Genomic DNA, 17,861 nt, shown 5'->3' with positions numbered 1-17,861 from the left:
ATGTTTGCCTTCCAGCCTTTATGATAACGATGATATCTCACATGAAGAAAGGATGGATTAACATGGTGGATAACACAATTCAACTTACGGAAGAGAAGGTACGTTACTATCGGGAGAACGGGTTTGTACAGATAGACAATATGTTGAGTGAGGATGAACTGGCAGAGCTTCGCACTTATCTAGAAGAGACCATGGGTGTTGAAGGCGGCAGATCGACACAAACGGCGAGAACCGGAGATTTGTACTATAAAGTATTGAATCAACGGGTCAATACATGGAGAGACCATGGCGGAATGGCCAGATATGTAACTTCCCGCCGGTTCGCCGATGCTGCCAAACAGTTATCTGGAGCAAGCGGCATTCGGCTGTTCCATGATCATGCCCTGCTTAAGATGCCGCAGGATTCGAAGCCAACACCATGGCATCAAGACTTGCCTTATTGGCCAATGAATGAGTCAGGTGCTTTAACGATCTGGATCGCCCTCGATGATGTGGATGAGAACAATGGCTGCATGATGTTAGTTCCTAAATCACAAAAGCTTAAAAATTTAAAATCAATCGATCTTGTACATCCCGAGGATTTGTTCGCGGACGAAGGAGCGAAGGATGCTGACCGCAATACGGCGGCCATTGTCCGGATGAAGGCTGGCAGCTGTACGTTCCATGATGGGCTTACGTTCCATTATGCTCATGCCAATCAGACCGATAAGCCGCGCCGCGCGCTGGCCATCATCTATATGCCGGACGGTACTACGTATAGCGGCGCAAACCATGTTTGCACGGACGGCCTTGGTTTGGCAAAAGGCGATGTATTAAGCGGAGGGTTATTTCCTAAACTGGCGTAAGTTCGCCATTATCCCCTCATTCGCTTTCTGTATTGGCTGGGCGTCTCTCCTGTTGTTTTCTTAAAGAGATGATTGAAATGACTGAGGTCTTCGTAACCGATATCCAGAGCAATCTGAGCAACCTTATCACTAGTCGTCGTTAGTAACTGCTTGGCCAGCTGGATACGTTCCGAATTGCGGTATTCTACAAAAGACATCCCTGTTATCTGACGAAACAGGACTGTAAATTTGCTCTGGCTCATACCAGCCATCTGGCTGATCTGCTCGAGTGATAACGGACGAGTCTGATGATGCTTAATGAACCCGCATACTCGGGCAATCATTTCCTGGTCATCATTCATGAATGTTAAAGAGTGATTCCGATTCGTCACGTACATGCGGCTGAGGATAATGAACAGTTCAATCATTTTCGACTTGATGAGATAGTGGTAGCCATTTTCCTTCCGTCTATACTCCTGCAGAAGCTGATCAATCACACCGCGGACTTCTAACATCTGCCTTGGCGATAACGCCAGCTTCGCTTGGAAGGAGACATCAGAGCGAAGAAATGGCTCCATATAGTAAAAATCAATAAATGAAGTGAAGTTAGACAACGCCGTCAACTCCTGCTGGAGCAGGGATGGAACGAACAATACGTTCACCACTTCCATCCCTTCAGCGTGATTAACCGTATAAGCATGCTCCATTCCTGGCTCAATGATAAATACATCACCTGCAGCAATGGGAAACGCGTGTCCACCATGCTCATGAATCCCCTCCCCCTGACCGATGATGACCAGCTCCACAAATTCATGCCGGTGCAGAGGGATAACGGTACCACTTCCGAGTTGATAAGGCTCTATATGAAAAAGAAAGCTTTTGCTCTCCAAATATTCCTCATTACTTAACTCATTGATCATAGGAATCCCCCTGATCTATCGATTGGGATTGGTTACTATCTCGATCGTAAAGCATCTGCCATACTTCAACAACTATAAAAATACGTCCTTTTCATTCCGCTGTCAGATATGCTAGTATAACGGCACAACCTAGCTGACATGAAGATTGAAGGAGGATCTATAGCATGGCTCATTTTACCCCCTATAGTGTCGCGATCATTACCCCATATTCCAAAGAAGATTCCGTAGATGAAGCAAGTATTCATCGCATGATCCACTATTATAAGCAGCATCAGGTTCCCGCCCTGCTTGTCAGTGGTTCAACCGGTGAACAGCATTCCCTTACGATTGAAGAAAGAGTCCGCTTTTATCAGGCCGTCAAAGAAGCCGCACCAGAAGGCATGCCTCTTTACGCCGGCGTTGCTGCGATCCGGAATCGTGATGCCGTCCGCCTTGCGGATGAAGCAGAACGGGCTGGGATGTCCGCTATTATGCTCGGATTCCCTCCCTACATCCGCCCGAATCAGCATGAAGCTGCGGCTTATGTTGAAGCCGTAATTTCCGCAACCTCACTTCCGATTATGCTATATAACAATCCTGTAAGAACAGGATTTAACTTGGAGCCAGATACTCTGATACGATTGGTACAGAATAATCCGCAGATTACTGCGCTGAAAGAAGCAGGAAACCCAGAAAATGTGAGACATATAAAAGCGGTGCTTGGTGCGGAGTTTCAAGTATTATCGGGGTTAGATCTCACCATAACCGATTATTTCACAAAAGGCTATGACGGTCTGACCAGCGTTGCCGGTAATCTGTTCCCTGTCGAGATGAGCGAGATTATGGAACATTTGCGCTCAGATCAATTTGATCAAGCTCAGCTCAAGTTGAATCACCTTAAGCCACGTTTGGAGCTGCTGGGCAGCATTGGCTGGATTCGGGTCATCCGGCATTTCTTTGCCGAGCAAGGTATTATCGCTGCTCATAGCCGCGAGCCGCTAAGCCCCTTAACGGAAGAGGAAGCTATCGCATATCGAACCGTGTTCCAGTAATCACGATTCGTTAGTTAAAAAAAATGGGCTGGACTATCCCGCCATTGGTCATTGGGAACCGTCCAGCCCATTCTATTTTAGCTTATTGCATTTACAACTCTCTCGAGTCTCTCTAAACCCTCGATCATTAACGCCCGTGTACAAGCGATGTTCATGCGAATGAACCCTTTCCCCGCTTCTCCATACACTCCACCATTAATAATTCGAAGTCCAGCTTCTTCATCAAGCTTTTTGCTCAGCTCTTCCGAAGATATACCAAGCTCACGGCAATCCAACCACATTAAGTAGGTTGCTTCAGGAACAAGAACCTTTAATTTGAGCAGCCTCTGCTCGACAAAGGAAATGAAGTGATCTCGGTTCCCTTGCAAGTAGACGAGCAGTTGATCGAGCCAGTCTTCTCCTTCGTTATAAGCCGCGATCAGGCCATCAATCCCGAATACATTGGGTTCCTGTGCCCCGTTAATATGCAGCTGTCGTTTCAGTTTTTCCCGGTATTCCTCATTTGCAGCAATGACATTAGCCGTTTTGAGTCCAGCCAGATTAAAGGTTTTACTCGGTGATGTACAGGTTATGGAGTTCATAACGCTGATCGAAGCAAATGGGACATGCCGATGACCTTCAAACACCAGATCTCTATGTATTTCGTCAGCTAATACAATGACATTATGAGCAAGGCAAATCTCGCCTAATCGTTCCAATTCATCGCGGCTCCACACTCTGCCAACTGGATTATGAGGATTGCATAAAATAAACAGCTTCACCTGTTCATCCGCAGCCTTGCGCTCAAAGTCATCAAAGTCTATTTCGTATCTGTCACCATTAAACTTTAGTTCATTAATCACAACTTCGCAGCCGCCATTAGTAGTAGCTGTATTGAAGTTGTTATACACAGGTGATTGAATCAGCACTTTATCTCCCGGTTCTGTGAAAGCTTGTACAATAGCTGTTAGTGCCGGAATGACACCAGAGGTGAACGCTACCCATTCTTTCAGAATCTGGAATTGATGCCGTTTCTCCCACCAGCTTACCTCAGCCTCATAGTAGGCATCAGGAAAACGGGCATACCCGAATACGCCATGCTGCACTCTTTTCTCCAACGCTTGAATGACCGCATCTGGTGCTTTGAAATCCATATCGGCCACCCACATCGGCAGCATATCTGGTCTTTGGTCGATATCCCATTTCGAGCTATTTGTATTTTTTCGGTTGGTTCCTTCATCAAAGTTAATTTTCATCTTACTGACACCTCGTCTGTAATCATTTATTGCCATTCCGCTTCGCGATATTGCCCAGGGGTAAGCCCCGTCACTTTCTTGAAAATGTTATGAAAAGTCGTCTCACTCTGGTAGCCAACAAGCTCTCCAATCTCCTTGATTGGACGTTCCGTTGTCTTTAGGTACCGTTTCGCTGCGTCCATCCTGCAACGGATTAGGAATTGAACAGGAGACATTCCGATCTCTTCTCGGAATAGATGTGCGAGGTAAAACTTACTGACGAATGTGACCTTCGCCAGCTGTTCGAGTGTGATCGGCAGCTGATAATTTTCCTCGATGTAGCTTCTCGCTTTCCAGACAGCTGCTTCTGACGGCTTAATTGTTCTGCTCTCGGTAAAATGATCTTGCACATGTCGTGCCAATCGCACCAGCAGCAGTCCAAACCAGTGATTCGCGGCGGTAAGTGCTTCCAGTCCCCCAGATTGAAATTCTGTATGGCACTCCCTCAGCAATATACTTACATCTTTAGCCATTTCCCCAAGCTCGATAACCGGTGATTGTTCCGGTGGAAGAAAATAATCCTGGGGAAGACCCTTCACCTGCAGTCCTTTAAAAGCAACATAAACCGCTTTAAACGGATAATGCGTGGACAATTCTTCATGCCATACTCCCCGATGATATAGCAGTACGGTTCCTGGCCCAACCTCGTAGGGCTGATCATGAATGAAAAATATCCCTCGCCCCTCCTCGATCAAGAGAAGCTCGCTATACATCTCATGTCTGTGAAGCGGCAGCTGAAATGGCTTCGACTCCTGACAATGAAATTCTCCGCTTGCTATCAAATAACCGGGATTCATAAATATTGAGGAGCTTCTCGTTTCCATCCCCTCCAATCGCAAGAATGAATAACTCGGATCGCAAGAACAAGTATTGAGACTATGTCATTAATTAGCTATTTTCTAGTTATGTGGTGCTGCTATCACTACTTGAACTATAAGCGTTTTTCCCGTCATTTTGCAATAAGCAATAACTCTTGTTTGGAGGAGTCAATTATGCTTTTGTTTAAGAAGCGCCTGATCTCAGACAGTAAGTACGAAGCATGCAGTGTGTTCGACGTGGATGGGGATGGTATTCCGGACATCGTAAGCGGATCATTTTGGTATGAAGGCCCCGATTATACTCGCAGGCACCGGATTTGCGATGTCGCAGAGATTGGAGAATATCATGATGATTTTTGCGATTACCCGATGGATGTAGATGGGGACGGCCTGCCCGACCTGATTACAGGTTCTTGGTTTACAGAAACGTTACGGTGGCGCCGAAACCCCGGCAATACAACGGAGGAATGGACGACTACGGATATCGACCACTGTGGTCCAATCGAAACGATTCGGTTTTACGATATTGATGATTGCGGTGTCCCAGAGATTTTCCCAAATACGCCTAATCAGCCGCAGGCTTTCTATAAGCTTGTCCGTGATGCTGATGGCCGTGGCACCGGGCAGTTTCGAAAAATCACAATCAGCGCAGAAGCAAGCGGACATGGCATGGGCTTCGTTGATATTAACGGAAACGGCCGTATGGATATCGTGCTGTCTGAAGGTTGGCTGGAGCAGCCTGAAGATCCCTATCAGACGCCATGGACGTTTCATCCCGAGTGGTCACTTGGTTCCGCCAGTGTACCGATTATTGGCCATGATGTGAACGGCGATGGACTTGTGGATCTCATTGTAGGCCAGGCACATGGCTACGGCTTGCACTGGTATGAACAACGTATTAGCGAAGACGGCTTACGAGCCTGGATTCGGCATCTCATCGATGACAGCGGCTCGCAGTTCCATGATTTACGGCTCATTGACCTCGACCTAGATGGAGAACTAGAGCTTATTACAGGCAAACGCTACCGTGCTCATAATGATGGTGATCCTGGTGCTCATGATCCGGTTGGACTCTACTATTATCGAATCAACGGCGAACAATTTGACAAGGTAATCATTGACTTTGGTCCAGCTGAAGAAGCCTCTGGTACGGGAATCTACTTCTGGATTCATGACTTAACCGGTAACGGCTATCCCGACATCATTGCACCGGGCAAAGAAGGTTTATATCTATTTGAAAATATGGGACCAACAAAGGAGCAGACGATATGAGCAAAAAGCTGAGGATCGGGTTCGCTGGAGTTGGAGGTATGGGACAGATGGCACATCTGTCTAACTACGCTGTGCTGCGTGACGAATGTGAAGTTGCAGCCTTGGCCGAGCCCCGCTCTAACATGGCACAGCAGGTTGCCAGCCGCTATGGCGTACCGCAAGTATTCGCAAGTCATCTAGAGATGCTGGAAAATACATCCCTCGATGCCATAGTAGCCCCTCAACCCTTCCGCAATCATCCTAATCTGATTCCAGATATTTTGCGGGCGGGCATACCTGTCTTAACCGAGAAGCCGCTTTGTTTAACCGTCAAGGAAGGCAGCAAAATGGTTGCCCTCGGAGAAGAACATGGCGTCTTGCATATGATTGGCTATCACAAGCGCTCGGATCCGGCAGTCGAATACGCCAAGCAGGTGATTAAGGAATGGAAGACTAGTGGTGACTATGGTGATCTACAGTACATTCGCATCACAATGCCACCTGGTGATTGGGTCAGCGGCGCCGATCAGCCTCTTAGCAGTAATGAACCCTACCCCGTGCTCCGGATGGAAGCTGGCCCGGACGGCTATACAGATGTGATGACACAAAAACTTGATGAGTTTGTTAACTATTACATTCATCAAGTCAATATGTTCCGTTTTCTATTAGAGGAGAACTACAAGCTTACTTTCGGTGACCGGAGCGGTATTATTCTCAATGGTGAGAGTGAGAGCGGCATCACAATTACCTTAGAAATGGCACCTTATCATACCTCGCATGAATGGGAAGAAACGGTATTAATCGCTTTCCGCCATGGATATATTCGGATTGAATTGCCGGCCCCACTTGCCCGCCAGCGCGCAGGCAGAGTCACGATCAAGAAAGACAATTCCGCTGCCGGTGAAGCGATGACCTACGAGCCAATCCTTCCGAACGTTTCCGCCATGCGCTGTCAGGCTCGGAATTTCCTCGCAGCCGTGCGGGGAGATCGCCCTGCTCCATGTGAAGCAAAGGAAGCGCTGAAGGATTTGATTTTCGCAGAGTCCTATATCGAATACATGTTCAAGCATCACCCTGATAATAGGTAACCGACATAACAAAGAGCCCTGGAGGGATAACCTTCCAAGGCTCTTCTCTTCTTGTAACCAGCTAGTTTACTAGATTCTCCTGTACAGTTGATTCTCCCAGCCTTCTTGTCGAACGGGATGATTATGCTGCAGCCAAAGAACCATTGTTCCGCGGGAACGGTTATTCCAATACGGATATGGAACTGCTGTTATTGGTTGACCTGCTTCGTCCGTGGTCCGAATAATGACTGCCCCGTCAAAGAATCCGGCATCAAATTCCGTTTCAAATTCAGGATTTTGCGGCAGCTTACGATCCATGTGATTCTCATTTAAAGCTTCACGGGTATATTGAAGGGTACCATTCACGAATCGCTCATTGTCCATTGATTCCAGACAATAAAGCACAGGTCCACGCCGGATTGCTGCTTTATCTGCATGTGTAGTTACATTCGGATGTACCTCTACCAAATGAACAGACAGATCAAGATCCAGCTGAATTTGGTCTCCTGCGGTCCAGACTTGGTTCAGAACGGCATAACCATTCTCTATCTCGAAGCTGACAGCTTGATCATTCACTAGAATCGTATATGCCTCACACCATTCCGGGATACGCAGCCGAATTGGGAATGCCGACTCCCGCCCAGGCCTAACTGTAATACCAACCGCTCCCGCCCACGGATAGTTCGTTTCCTGCTTTAAGGCTACCGATACATCCCCAATCATGAACTCGCTTTCGCTTCCGATGTACAGATTGACGTAAGCTCCTTGCTTATCATAAGCATAAATATAGGAGGCAAGCTCCGGCAAAATCTTAATAATCATCGGCGGACAGCAAGGGCAGCCATGCCATTCCCAGCGGTTATGACCTCCACGGCTGACAAGTGGATTCTCGTAAAAATATTTATGGCCATCCATCGAGCGGCCAGCAAGTACGATATTGTAGAGAATAGTCTCCAGTTTATCGATATAACGGCTCTCTCCTGTTGCAAGGAATAGATCCCAGCTGAAGAAGCCCATACCAGCACCGGCGCAAGTCTCCAAATATCCGTTATCCGGCAATTCATAGTTGGCGCCAAATTTCTCATCATGGTGTACCGCTCCGACACCGCCTGTGATATGGGATTTCTGATACGAAATATTATCCCACAGCTTCTTCGCTGTCTCTAAATACCGCTCTTCACCAGTAGTTAAATATAATGCAGTCAGCCCTGTGTATAAAAGCGTCGCACGCACAGCGTGACCTACCGCTTCCTCTTGCTCAAGCACCGGCTTATGATCCTGTGCATATTCCCCGGCATGCGAGTATCTGCCTTCATGATTACCTCGGTTATGAATCCAGAAGGTAGCAAGCTCCAAATAATCCGACGCTTCGAATGGAATATTCATCACCGCTGCTAGCTCAGGCTCATCAAGTGCCAGCTGATACAGCTTAAGCATCGCTTCCTCCGGCAGCGAATGTGCCGGTACAATATTCCGCTTCGGCGGCGGCCCCATAATCCCGCTCATATGATTAGCAAATTGAGCAGCCACTTGTAAAAGAGACGTTTTGCCTGTCGCTTTATAATGATGGACTGCTGCTTCCACGAGGCACCCTGCATTGTATACATCATGCTGCCATCTTAAGAATCCGCCATTTTCACCCCATCGCTGCCCTGGACGGTCAAGCTGTGTGTACGTATTTAGATATCCGTCATCACCTGCCGCCTGAGCACGAGCGATTAATGCAATAATATCATCAACTCTCTGATCCAGTTGTTCATCATAATTGGCAGCAAGAATATCTGAAATGCCGCGGATCGTTTCATAGATCAGGCCGTCGAACCAAGGCTCGCCGGAATGGAATCCTCCCTCTTCCTCAGCTACGAATTCGAAATTCCGCAGAGCACCGTCATTTTCAAATTTATTCAGAACATCATAAGCGCTAACCTCGCGAAGCACCTTCAGCTTAGGCTCCCAGAACGTATCTTGAATGCGTACGGATTGAACCGGAATATTGTAAACCGACTGATACTTGTACGTCGTTGGTTTCTTATTCATTTGGGTTGCTTTGGTAGTCAAACGAGGACACCCCTTTGAATTGTTGGATTGTATTCCTTCATACAGCCAGCAAATAAATTATTGCCTGATCAACCGTATCCGCTTGATGTGTTGCGGTCTTAAGTACCGCGCCATGCGCATGAGACATAGCAAAACTACGCGAGCAGCTGCGGAACATGGCCAAATCGTTAAAAGAATCTCCAATACATGCTGTCTCTTCCCTGCGGATCCCTAATAATTGCATTAAAGATTCTACCGCCGCTCCTTTATCCACTCCGCCAGGCATCACATCAATGCCGTCCGGATCAGAGAATGATGCAGTAACTCGGCCACCTAATTGTTGATCCAGCGTTCCTAGCATTTGCTCTAGCAAAGGAACTTCACCATAAATCGAAAACTTTGTAACCGGCATCCCCTTTGAGATATCGAGCACCACTTGGTTATTCACTATTAATGGTGGCAAGAACCTTTGACCGACCCGCTCTGATTCGGATGTACGATCCTGAACATAATTGCCTTCTGCACTGCAAATGACGGTAACCAGATCAGCAGGGGCGGTAATCTGCTGCACGGATAACGCTAGATCCGTCTGAAACTTGCTCGCACCAATAACAGTCCCATCTATTCCAACAATGGTAGCGCCATTCTGGCAAATCGCATAACAAGGAACCGCCAGAATATTGATGATAACCTTGATTTCCTCGTGCATTCTACCTGATGCCAGGCAGATTTGTACTCCTTGCTGATGAGCCAAGCGGATGGCATCGATATCCTCCTTGCGGATCTGCTTGCTTTTGTCCATTAAAGTACCGTCAATATCTGAAACAAAAAGCTTTATCAAAGTTCATCCACCTCATTACTAGTTGTGGTTATTAACCTTTACTCTCCGTCCCTGCTCATAGGAGCGGATCGCAGCTTCAGCAATCAGCAGTGCCCGATAACCGGCCGACGCATCCACCGGAGGCGCTTCGCCATGACGGAGCGCATGAATGACCGCATCCATATGTTTATCAAATGTTCGGTGGAACTCGCGATCTACATCGTTGAAATACCCAGCTTCCCAGCTCTCGCCTATTTCGTTTCCAGCAGCATGGAATGTATATTTCTTCACTGTATCTTGAATGACACAGCGGCCATCAGAACCGTTAATCTCAACCCGATGAGTGTCCGGATAGGCATAGGACGATTCATAGCTGCCAACCAGACTGCCCACCGCCCCATTCTCAAAGCGAAGAGCAAGTGACAATGTGCGATAACCGCCGCCTGTCTTATCAGTCATCTCAGCCATTACCGATTCAACCGGACCACAAAGATATTCCAGCATATCGAGTCCATGACATTGCGTCTCGATTAGATTAGCATGCGGATGATCACTGCTTCCTTCTCCACCAAATCGCCAGGTTGCGAAGGAAAGCTCGCCAAGCTTTCCTCCCTGGATAGCCGTATGAGCAAGCTCTACAGGCTTAGCGAAACGGTGATTAAAGTTTATCGCGAAGAATACATTCCGCTTGGCTGCTTCATTAAGGAGAATGTCGGCTTCCTTTAGACTAAATACCAGCGGCTTTTCTACCAGCAAAGGAAATCCAGCCTGAATGACTTCGAGCGTCGCTTCGAAATGCCCCTGATTCGGAAGACACATGCTGACAAGATCAGGTGTCTCCCGCTCCAGCATATCGGCAATCCGTGTATAAGCTTTAGTTCCATACAGCTCTGCTTTCTCATTCGTCCGTGCAGCATCACGGCCAACTATGGCGCAGAACTCCACATCTGGCCTTGCTTCCCAGATACGCGCATGCTGCAATCCCCAGCTGCCTGCCGACTGGAAGCCCTCGGATCTTCCTCGAGCACTTACAGTTCCTCCTGCACCAATCAAAGCGACTTTTATCTTCTTGTCTGCACTCATTGTTCGATTAACACCTTTCCGGTATTACCCTCGAAGAAGAGCTCATAGGCTTCCTGAATACGGTCCAGACCAAACCTGTGTGTAATAATCTGCTGCAGATAAGGAAGGTGATTAAGGATAAGAGCATGATTCTCAGTCAGCTCGTTATATTGGAAGTACTCACTTCCAAGTACTGCACGTTCAGGGGCAATAACATCATTGGATACACCAAGATTCAGCTCTTGGCCATGGCCAACACAGACCAGAACACCACGCTGGTTAAGCGCATCCAAGGAAGTGCGGCGTCCGGAGGTTTTACCACTGGTATCGATCGCAATGTCGACGCCTTCAAGTCCAGCCTCACGGATCACATCGACAACCGAACGATTAGCCAATTGAACAGGAATCGCTCCCATTCGCTCAGCCAGCTCCAGACGATAATCAACAAAATCCATAATAAAGACTGGTGTCTCTTCGCCAAGCAGCAGCTTCGCCATCGCGAGCACGCCAAGTCCAATTGGCCCTGCTCCAGCGATCAGAACGGACTGAATATCCGGATGCACCAGCTTTGCACGTTTGATCGCATGGCCGCCAGTCCCCATAATATCGAGCAGCATTGTCGCATCGCTGAGCGGAATGGAAGGATCTATCGCGAAAAAGACATTCTCGTTAACGACGATATAAGGACTGTAGCCGCCGTCATGTGAAAAGCCATAGTCCGCTCTTTTAGCCAGACATTGGTTGGTGAACCCAAGCTTACAGCTGCGGCATTCACCGCAGAAATCCATTAGAAAGACTACGCCTGGCGTTCCGACTGTTGTTGTTGTGCCTTCTCCGGCTCCCACAATAATACCTGCTGCTTCATGACCAGGAGTAACTGTACTTCCATCATAATATTGGCTGCGATCCGAACCGCAGAGGGCATTCGCCTTCACTTGCATAAGCAGCTGGCCTTTCCCCGGCACTGGCACCTGCTTTTCTCCGTATTCTACCTTCCCTTTACCTACAAATAGCGGAATGTTCATCGTTTGTGGTACATGGATTACTTGACTCATCTTCTCCATCTCCTTTTGCGTTAACATTATCGTTCATGTAATAGGATAAAAAAAGCTGTTTGGTCCTTAACCATTACCTGGTGCTTTCCCGCAAGACAAGCTTCGTATCAATAATCTCATTGAATTTCTGGTCAGACTCGGGATGATTGATTTTGTGCAGCACGATATCAACGGCCCGTTTGGACATTTTACCTTTGGAATTGCTGACCGAAGACAGCTGGAACGGGATAAAAATCCGTGATTGAATGTTGTCAAAGCCGATCACCGCATAGTCTTCCGGCACCTTATATCCATACTTGTTCAGTACATATGCCGTTTCCCAAGCGATTACATCGTTAAAGGCAAATATACCGGTAAATTGTGCCTTCTGCTCGATAAGCTGCTTAACAATTAGCCTTGTATCACCTGCAGATGCTCCAACTTCAACAATCAGATCCTCCTGCACAGGTAATCCTGCTTCTTCATGTGCCCTTCTATATCCTTCAAGCCGCTCTTGCGCACTGGATATCCGAATTGGACCATTCAGGAACAGTACTCTCTTGTGTCCACTGTCGATGAGATGCTTCGTTGCTAGATAGCCGCCTTTTTCATCATCGCAAATGACATAATCGAATTCCGGTTCATCCTTGAATCTACGCCCGATCAGTACAAATGGAACACCGTTCTTCTGTAGAAACCGGATATTATCCGTTCCCCGCTGGGAAGGACAGATAATGATGGCATCGACATTTTTGCCAATTGCCGTGTAGATCGCCAGCTCTTCCATCTCATAATCATCTTCTGTATTAATGATAAATATCGTGTAATTATGCTTGCGAGCTGACTTCTCAATCTCTTTGACCATAATACCGAAATGGGGATTGGCCACATCGCTGACAATAACCGCAATCGTCTTGGTTAGTCCTGACCGGAGCGAGCCGGCAAGCGCATTGCCTACATAGCCCATTTCCTTGGCTAGCTCCTTAATCATCTGACGAGTTGCTACAGCGATATCGTCTTTATCCTTTAATGCCCGCGAGATGGTGTTCGCTGAGAGTCCAGCCTTTGTCGCCAAATCCTTTAAAGTGACTTTCCTGCCTTCCATGCTTTCTCCCCCAGCACCGGAGTGTCTTAATTAGACTCTCTCATTTTGATTAATAGATTAGCACTAGAAATTTTAGGAGTCAAATGTCCAGAGGAGATCAGCTGGTCACCCTTTCAAACCGGTCATGACAATACCTTCTACGAAATATTTCTGCCCTAGGAAAAAGACAAGCATTGCCGGCAATAAGACCACCGTTGTTGCAGCCATGATCAAATGCCACTGTGCATTATACATCCCTTTGAAGGTCTGGAGCCCAAGTGCAAGGGTGTATAATTTCTCATCACTCAAATAAATGAGCGGACCCATGAAATCATTCCACCCGTTCAAGAAGGAGAACAATCCGACCACCACCAAAGCAGGAACAAGCAGTGGCAGCATAATACGGCTGTAAATTCGGAAATAGCCCGCTCCATCAACAAGTGCAGCTTCGTCTAGTTCTTTTGGAATCGTCATAAAGAATTGCCTGAGCAGGAAGACGTTAAATGCCCCACCGCCAAACCATGCCGGAAGCGTCAGCGGAATAAAGGTGTTCGTTGCACCCAGCTTCGCCCATCCAACATATTGCGGAATCAGCGTCACTGCTCCAGGCAGCATCATACTGGTCAGGATGATCATAAAGATCAGATTCCGTCCCGGCCATCTGAGTCTAGCAAAGGAATACGCACAGATGGAGCTCGACAACACCACCCCGGAAACCTCCAGCACGACGATAATAAATGTATTCAGAAAATATCGGTTAAACGGCAGAATCGTCAGTGCTTCCTTGTAATTGCTGAACAGCCAATGATGTGGCATCCAGATCGGTGGGATAACGAATATATCCGACTGATCCATCACCGAGCTGCGCAGCAGCCAGTAGAAAGGAAACAGGCACAAGCAGGTTCCGGCAGCCAGCAAAATATAGATGAACGACTTCGAGAGCACTCTGCTGCTGATCATCCTTTCCCCTCACTTTCGCTGTACACCCATAGGGCAGATGTTTTAAATACCATCAACGTCAAAGCTAGAATAATAAGGAACATCACATAAGCGATGGCTGATGCACTGCCCATACTGGAAAACTCAAACGCTTCACGGTACAGATAGTAGGAATAGAACAGTGTCGAGTTATTAGGTCCGCCCTGCGTCATAATGTATGCCTGCCCGAACACCTGAAAGCTTCCGATGAAACCCATCACTAGATTGAAGAAGATCGTTGGCGTCATTAGCGGGATTGTAATATAAAACAGCTTATGAAAGCCTTTTCCGCCATCCACCTCTACGGATTCATACAGGTGCTTCGGTATACCCTGAAGACCGGCAAGGAAGATGACCATCGTGCCGCCAATCGTCCATAGACTCATCAAGACCAGAGACGGTACGGCTAGACGCTCAGAATAGATCCATTGAAGCCCTGAGATGTGGAATACCTTGAGCAGCTGATTTAACAGACCAAGATCCGGATCAAACAACCACAGCCAGATCATCGATGATGCTACAGCAGGTACAATGGTCGGCAGATAAAAGATCGTTCGGAAGAATGCTTTTCCCCTGATCGGATGATTAAGCAGCAGCGCAACCATAAATGCCAGTAAAATCTGCAAAGGCACACTCAGAATAACGTAATAAGCGGTAACCCCAATCGACTTATAAAATAATGGGTCCGTCCCGTCAAATAAGTGCTTATAATTGCTGAAGCCGATAAATTTTAATGGAGTAATGACGTTGTACTTCGACAAGCTGAAAATGAAGCTGGCAATCATCGGCCCAAGGACGAAGATGAGATATCCGGCGACGACTGGTGCTGCAAACAGAATGCCTGCCCGGGCTTCCTTATTCCATAGCTTTCTCCCGGTAATCATTTCTCCGTATATACCCCTTTCAGCTCTTTTTCCACTTGAGGCTTAATCTTGGTCAATGCTTCTTGGGCTGTCGTCTTGCCAAGCCAAACATCTGCCAGTGCCGAATCAATGATACTGTTGATCTTGGACAAGTTTTTCACGTAATACGATGTGTTCGGGAACCCGTTATCGAAGGCATTACGCATTACAGCATCCTGGTAGCCATCCGGATGTGCGGGGTTACCTGCAGCCCATTTCGAGACCAGATCCTCATTCTCGTACCATTTCTTGAGTACCGGCATCCAAAGTCCACTCGTTTGAAGCTCAATCGTATTCTCCGGATTCATCATCCACTTGTACAGCATCCAAGCTTCCTCAGGGTGCTTCGTATCCTTGAAGATAACAATTGGTTCACCAAGTGTCATTGTAGCCTTGTTCTTCATGACCGGAGCAACCCCAATTCCAAAGTTAAGCTTCTTCGTTGCACCTAGGTCTACGAGGCTCCATTGACCGTCCATCGTCATGGCTACCTTACGGGATTGCAGAGCATTAGCTCCTGATGGAAGGTTCTTTGATTGTGTTGGAGACGGTGCCACATGATATTTGTTAATCAAATCGGCCCAGCGCTGAATCGCTTCCGTTGCTTCCGGATCAGCAAGCTTAAATTCGGTTCCCGTATCATTCACGAACTTACCGCCATTTGTCACAACAGCATTCATATACGCCCAGTTAGGCATCGTTACCCCAAATTGTTTGATCGACTTCGGATCAAAATCAGGATCAAGTGCATTATGCCCCTTCTGATCAAGCGTCAGCTTTTGAGCCGTCTCTACAAATTGGTCCCACGTGTAGGCTTCATCCGCTTTCGTAGGAGGTAGCGGCAGACCGGCATCCGTAAAAGCGTCCTTATTGTAAAACAACGCAAAAGCCTCTAACGCGCCGTTTATTCCTGCCAGCTTCCCTTCATCCCAGTAATACATGGTGTTTGGCAATATATCATTCACACTGACATCCGGATCATTATTAAGGAAATCCATGATGTTGTAGATCCTTCCCTGCGATGCCCAATCCAGTGCAACATCCCCATTAAGAAGACCAATATCGGGCATTTGATTCGACGAGGCCATCGTCGTCAGCTTTGTCGTATAGGAGTCCGGGATGTGTAAGGTATTCACTTTAATCCAAGGATACTTTTCCGTAAAGGATTTAATGGCCGCTTCCTGTACCTTTTTCTCGTTCGGGCTGCCCCAGAACGTATACTTCAAGGTTACCGGATCATGCTTCTCGGGTTCATACTGCACCGCGTTGCTTGCTGTGTTATTACCTATGTCATTAACTGTGTTGCCGGAAACTTCCTTGGTATTGGAATTGCCGCTGTTGCTGCTGCATCCCGCTACGATCACCGAAAGCGCTATCATTCCTGTCCATGCTAAGCCTGCTGTTTTCCTCATAGACTTACCTCCTTCAAAATTGGTTACTAAATTGTTTCACCAAAGATGCAAGTCAGGTTGAACAACTCATTACATAAGGAAAGTCCACACCCCCCATTTACGTTAACATTATCGTTAATGCAGCTCATAGGGTCATTATAAAAGCTTTATAATTGAAAGGTCAATTATAGCTTTCGGACATTATATCGGTGTTAACATTGGGCTTTGATGTCACTATTTCGTAGTTTGAAAATGCTGAAGTCCAACATTAAAAACGGCTCCAATCTTAGATTGAAACCGACAATTTTTTCATCATTTTTTTTATTGTTCACACATAAATACTTCTAAACAAAATGTCTTGATTGTAGTTGCCAAACCCTTTTCCGTAAAGGGTGAGACCACCCCGTCCTCGTCCAGTATCCTCTGCTGCAATACGGAAGGTCCAGTTGATTGCATCCGTCCCGATATCCCGAAGACCAACAGCTGAAATCTTCTGTCCGTCAATGTAACTTCCTTGTTCTTTAACCCGAAGCACCTTCAGTAATCCGTATTGATTCACATCATGAGACCACCAATCCGGCGTTAACCGCCCTCTCGTCTTACCGAAGTCCCCCGGACTGGTCCATACCCCCAGCGACTTATCATTCAGAAAAAATTGAATATCCGAAGGCCAATTCTCATTGACTCGGGGAGCCTCGGATCCGATCTCAAATGAAATTTCAATCTCGTGAAGCTGCTGATCCTTGTACAAATAATTAGGAATCTTATACTCCACCCATCCTCTTGCAAACCACAGAATGCCCGCATTCACTCTCTTCGGATCCATGAAGCAGACTGGATTGTCATATTGCCCAATGACTTTCTCAGTCGTCGCAATCCCGCAGGTTGGCCAAGCCTCGTAACCTGTATAATGCCCGATTGGTAGAGACAATTCATGAAAGCTGAGGGAAGTAGCGTCATTGGGAGACAGCTTGATTTGCATAAATTCGGCTTTAATAAAACAAAACTTATAGGTAGCTCCATCTATTCTTTTCATTTTGCTGCCGACAATTCCCGCCTCTTCCAGCTTCCGAATATGTCCGCTAATGACCGGATTGCTGAGGAACATCTCGGATGCCAACTCTTTCACATGCATTTCTTTTTCAAATAATTTATCGATTATCTTCAGACGAACTTCACTAGCTAGAGCTTCATAGACGATTAACGAATCTTTATTGGTTGATAGCATCTTTTTCTCCTTAATAGGATTTTGTTTTTAGTTAATCCTAAAACTATTTATTGCCTGCTATATGCCATTATGTTACTAATTGTATAGGATTTCAATCTTATCATGGATTTTGTTTTTAGCTAATTCTATTAGGAGGTCAC

Annotated in this window: 16 protein-coding genes; 4 read left to right on the top strand and 12 right to left on the bottom strand. The window is 46.8% G+C overall.

From position 1 onward, the window contains the following. Positions 1–62 precede the first annotated feature (62 nt). Entirely contained in the window at positions 63–845 is a 783-nt protein-coding gene (locus tag AB4Y93_RS24600) for a phytanoyl-CoA dioxygenase family protein (protein ID WP_441895935.1), read from the top strand. A gap of 8 nt (positions 846–853) precedes the next feature. Here the strand turns inward: AB4Y93_RS24600 and AB4Y93_RS24595 are convergent, their stop codons facing one another. Next, positions 854–1,744 carry a helix-turn-helix domain-containing protein gene (locus tag AB4Y93_RS24595; RefSeq protein ID WP_441895933.1) on the bottom strand — a complete coding sequence of 297 codons (891 nt, stop codon included), beginning with the start codon at positions 1,742–1,744 and terminating at the stop codon, positions 854–856. A 164-nt stretch (positions 1,745–1,908) separates the two neighbouring features. Between AB4Y93_RS24595 and AB4Y93_RS24590 the strand changes: the two genes are divergently transcribed. Next, positions 1,909–2,775 carry a dihydrodipicolinate synthase family protein gene (locus AB4Y93_RS24590; protein ID WP_441895932.1) on the top strand — a complete coding sequence of 289 codons (867 nt, stop codon included), beginning with the start codon at positions 1,909–1,911 and terminating at the stop codon, positions 2,773–2,775. A gap of 77 nt (positions 2,776–2,852) precedes the next feature. Here AB4Y93_RS24590 and AB4Y93_RS24585 read toward each other — a convergent pair whose 3' ends face one another. Then, entirely contained in the window at positions 2,853–4,010 is a 1,158-nt protein-coding gene (locus AB4Y93_RS24585) for a MalY/PatB family protein (RefSeq protein ID WP_441895930.1), read from the bottom strand. Positions 4,011–4,036: 26 nt separating this feature from the next. Further along, the gene (locus AB4Y93_RS24580; protein ID WP_441895928.1) at positions 4,037–4,873 is read right to left on the bottom strand and encodes a helix-turn-helix domain-containing protein; all 837 of its coding nucleotides are present in this window, start codon (positions 4,871–4,873) and stop codon (positions 4,037–4,039) included. A 168-nt stretch (positions 4,874–5,041) separates the two neighbouring features. Between AB4Y93_RS24580 and AB4Y93_RS24575 the strand changes: the two genes are divergently transcribed. Together AB4Y93_RS24575 and AB4Y93_RS24570 are read left to right on the top strand one after the other, a co-directional pair. After that, the gene (locus AB4Y93_RS24575) at positions 5,042–6,139 is read left to right on the top strand and encodes an FG-GAP repeat domain-containing protein (RefSeq protein WP_441895927.1); all 1,098 of its coding nucleotides are present in this window, start codon (positions 5,042–5,044) and stop codon (positions 6,137–6,139) included. Beyond that, positions 6,136–7,206, top strand: a complete 1,071-nt coding sequence (locus AB4Y93_RS24570) for a Gfo/Idh/MocA family protein (protein ID WP_441895925.1) — start codon at positions 6,136–6,138, stop codon at positions 7,204–7,206. The genes AB4Y93_RS24575 and AB4Y93_RS24570 overlap by 4 nt, the downstream gene beginning before the upstream one ends. Before the next feature lie 69 nt (positions 7,207–7,275). Here the strand turns inward: AB4Y93_RS24570 and AB4Y93_RS24565 are convergent, their stop codons facing one another. The 9 genes from AB4Y93_RS24565 to AB4Y93_RS24525 all read right to left on the bottom strand — a co-directional run bounded on the left by AB4Y93_RS24565 (position 7,276) and on the right by AB4Y93_RS24525 (position 17,721). Next, entirely contained in the window at positions 7,276–9,243 is a 1,968-nt protein-coding gene (locus AB4Y93_RS24565) for a glycoside hydrolase family 127 protein (protein WP_441895922.1), read from the bottom strand. Positions 9,244–9,280: 37 nt separating this feature from the next. Further along, positions 9,281–10,063 (bottom strand): HAD family hydrolase, encoded by a 783-nt coding sequence (locus AB4Y93_RS24560; RefSeq protein ID WP_441895920.1) that lies wholly within the window; start codon positions 10,061–10,063, stop codon positions 9,281–9,283. Positions 10,064–10,081: 18 nt separating this feature from the next. Further along, on the bottom strand, positions 10,082–11,125 hold the full coding sequence (locus tag AB4Y93_RS24555) for a Gfo/Idh/MocA family protein (RefSeq protein ID WP_441895919.1): 1,044 nt from the start codon (positions 11,123–11,125) through the stop codon (positions 10,082–10,084). Next, positions 11,122–12,159, bottom strand: coding sequence for a zinc-dependent alcohol dehydrogenase family protein (locus tag AB4Y93_RS24550; protein WP_441895917.1), 1,038 nt, complete (start codon positions 12,157–12,159; stop codon positions 11,122–11,124). Before AB4Y93_RS24550 ends, AB4Y93_RS24555 begins: the two co-directional genes overlap by 4 nt. A 73-nt stretch (positions 12,160–12,232) precedes the next feature. Then, complete coding sequence (locus AB4Y93_RS24545; RefSeq protein WP_441895915.1) at positions 12,233–13,243, bottom strand: LacI family DNA-binding transcriptional regulator; 1,011 nt, start codon at positions 13,241–13,243, stop codon at positions 12,233–12,235. 105 nt (positions 13,244–13,348) lie between these two features. Then, the gene (locus tag AB4Y93_RS24540) at positions 13,349–14,182 is read right to left on the bottom strand and encodes a carbohydrate ABC transporter permease (RefSeq protein WP_441895914.1); all 834 of its coding nucleotides are present in this window, start codon (positions 14,180–14,182) and stop codon (positions 13,349–13,351) included. Continuing rightward, positions 14,179–15,084: a carbohydrate ABC transporter permease gene (locus tag AB4Y93_RS24535; protein ID WP_441895912.1), complete on the bottom strand. Its 906-nt coding sequence runs from the start codon at positions 15,082–15,084 to the stop codon at positions 14,179–14,181. Before AB4Y93_RS24535 ends, AB4Y93_RS24540 begins: the two co-directional genes overlap by 4 nt. Further along, positions 15,081–16,514, bottom strand: a complete 1,434-nt coding sequence (locus tag AB4Y93_RS24530) for an ABC transporter substrate-binding protein (RefSeq protein ID WP_441895910.1) — start codon at positions 16,512–16,514, stop codon at positions 15,081–15,083. The genes AB4Y93_RS24535 and AB4Y93_RS24530 overlap by 4 nt, the downstream gene beginning before the upstream one ends. 307 nt (positions 16,515–16,821) lie before the next feature. After that, positions 16,822–17,721, bottom strand: coding sequence for an ArsR/SmtB family transcription factor (locus tag AB4Y93_RS24525; protein ID WP_441895909.1), 900 nt, complete (start codon positions 17,719–17,721; stop codon positions 16,822–16,824). Between the last annotated feature and the right edge of the window lie 140 nt (positions 17,722–17,861).

The sequence above is a fragment of the Paenibacillus sp. YAF4_2 genome, assembly GCF_052113225.1.
Classification (GTDB): Bacteria; Bacillota; Bacilli; order Paenibacillales; family Paenibacillaceae; genus Pristimantibacillus.
The sequence above is the reverse complement of the archived record's forward strand: the minus strand, read 5'-3'. Positions and strand labels throughout refer to the sequence as shown.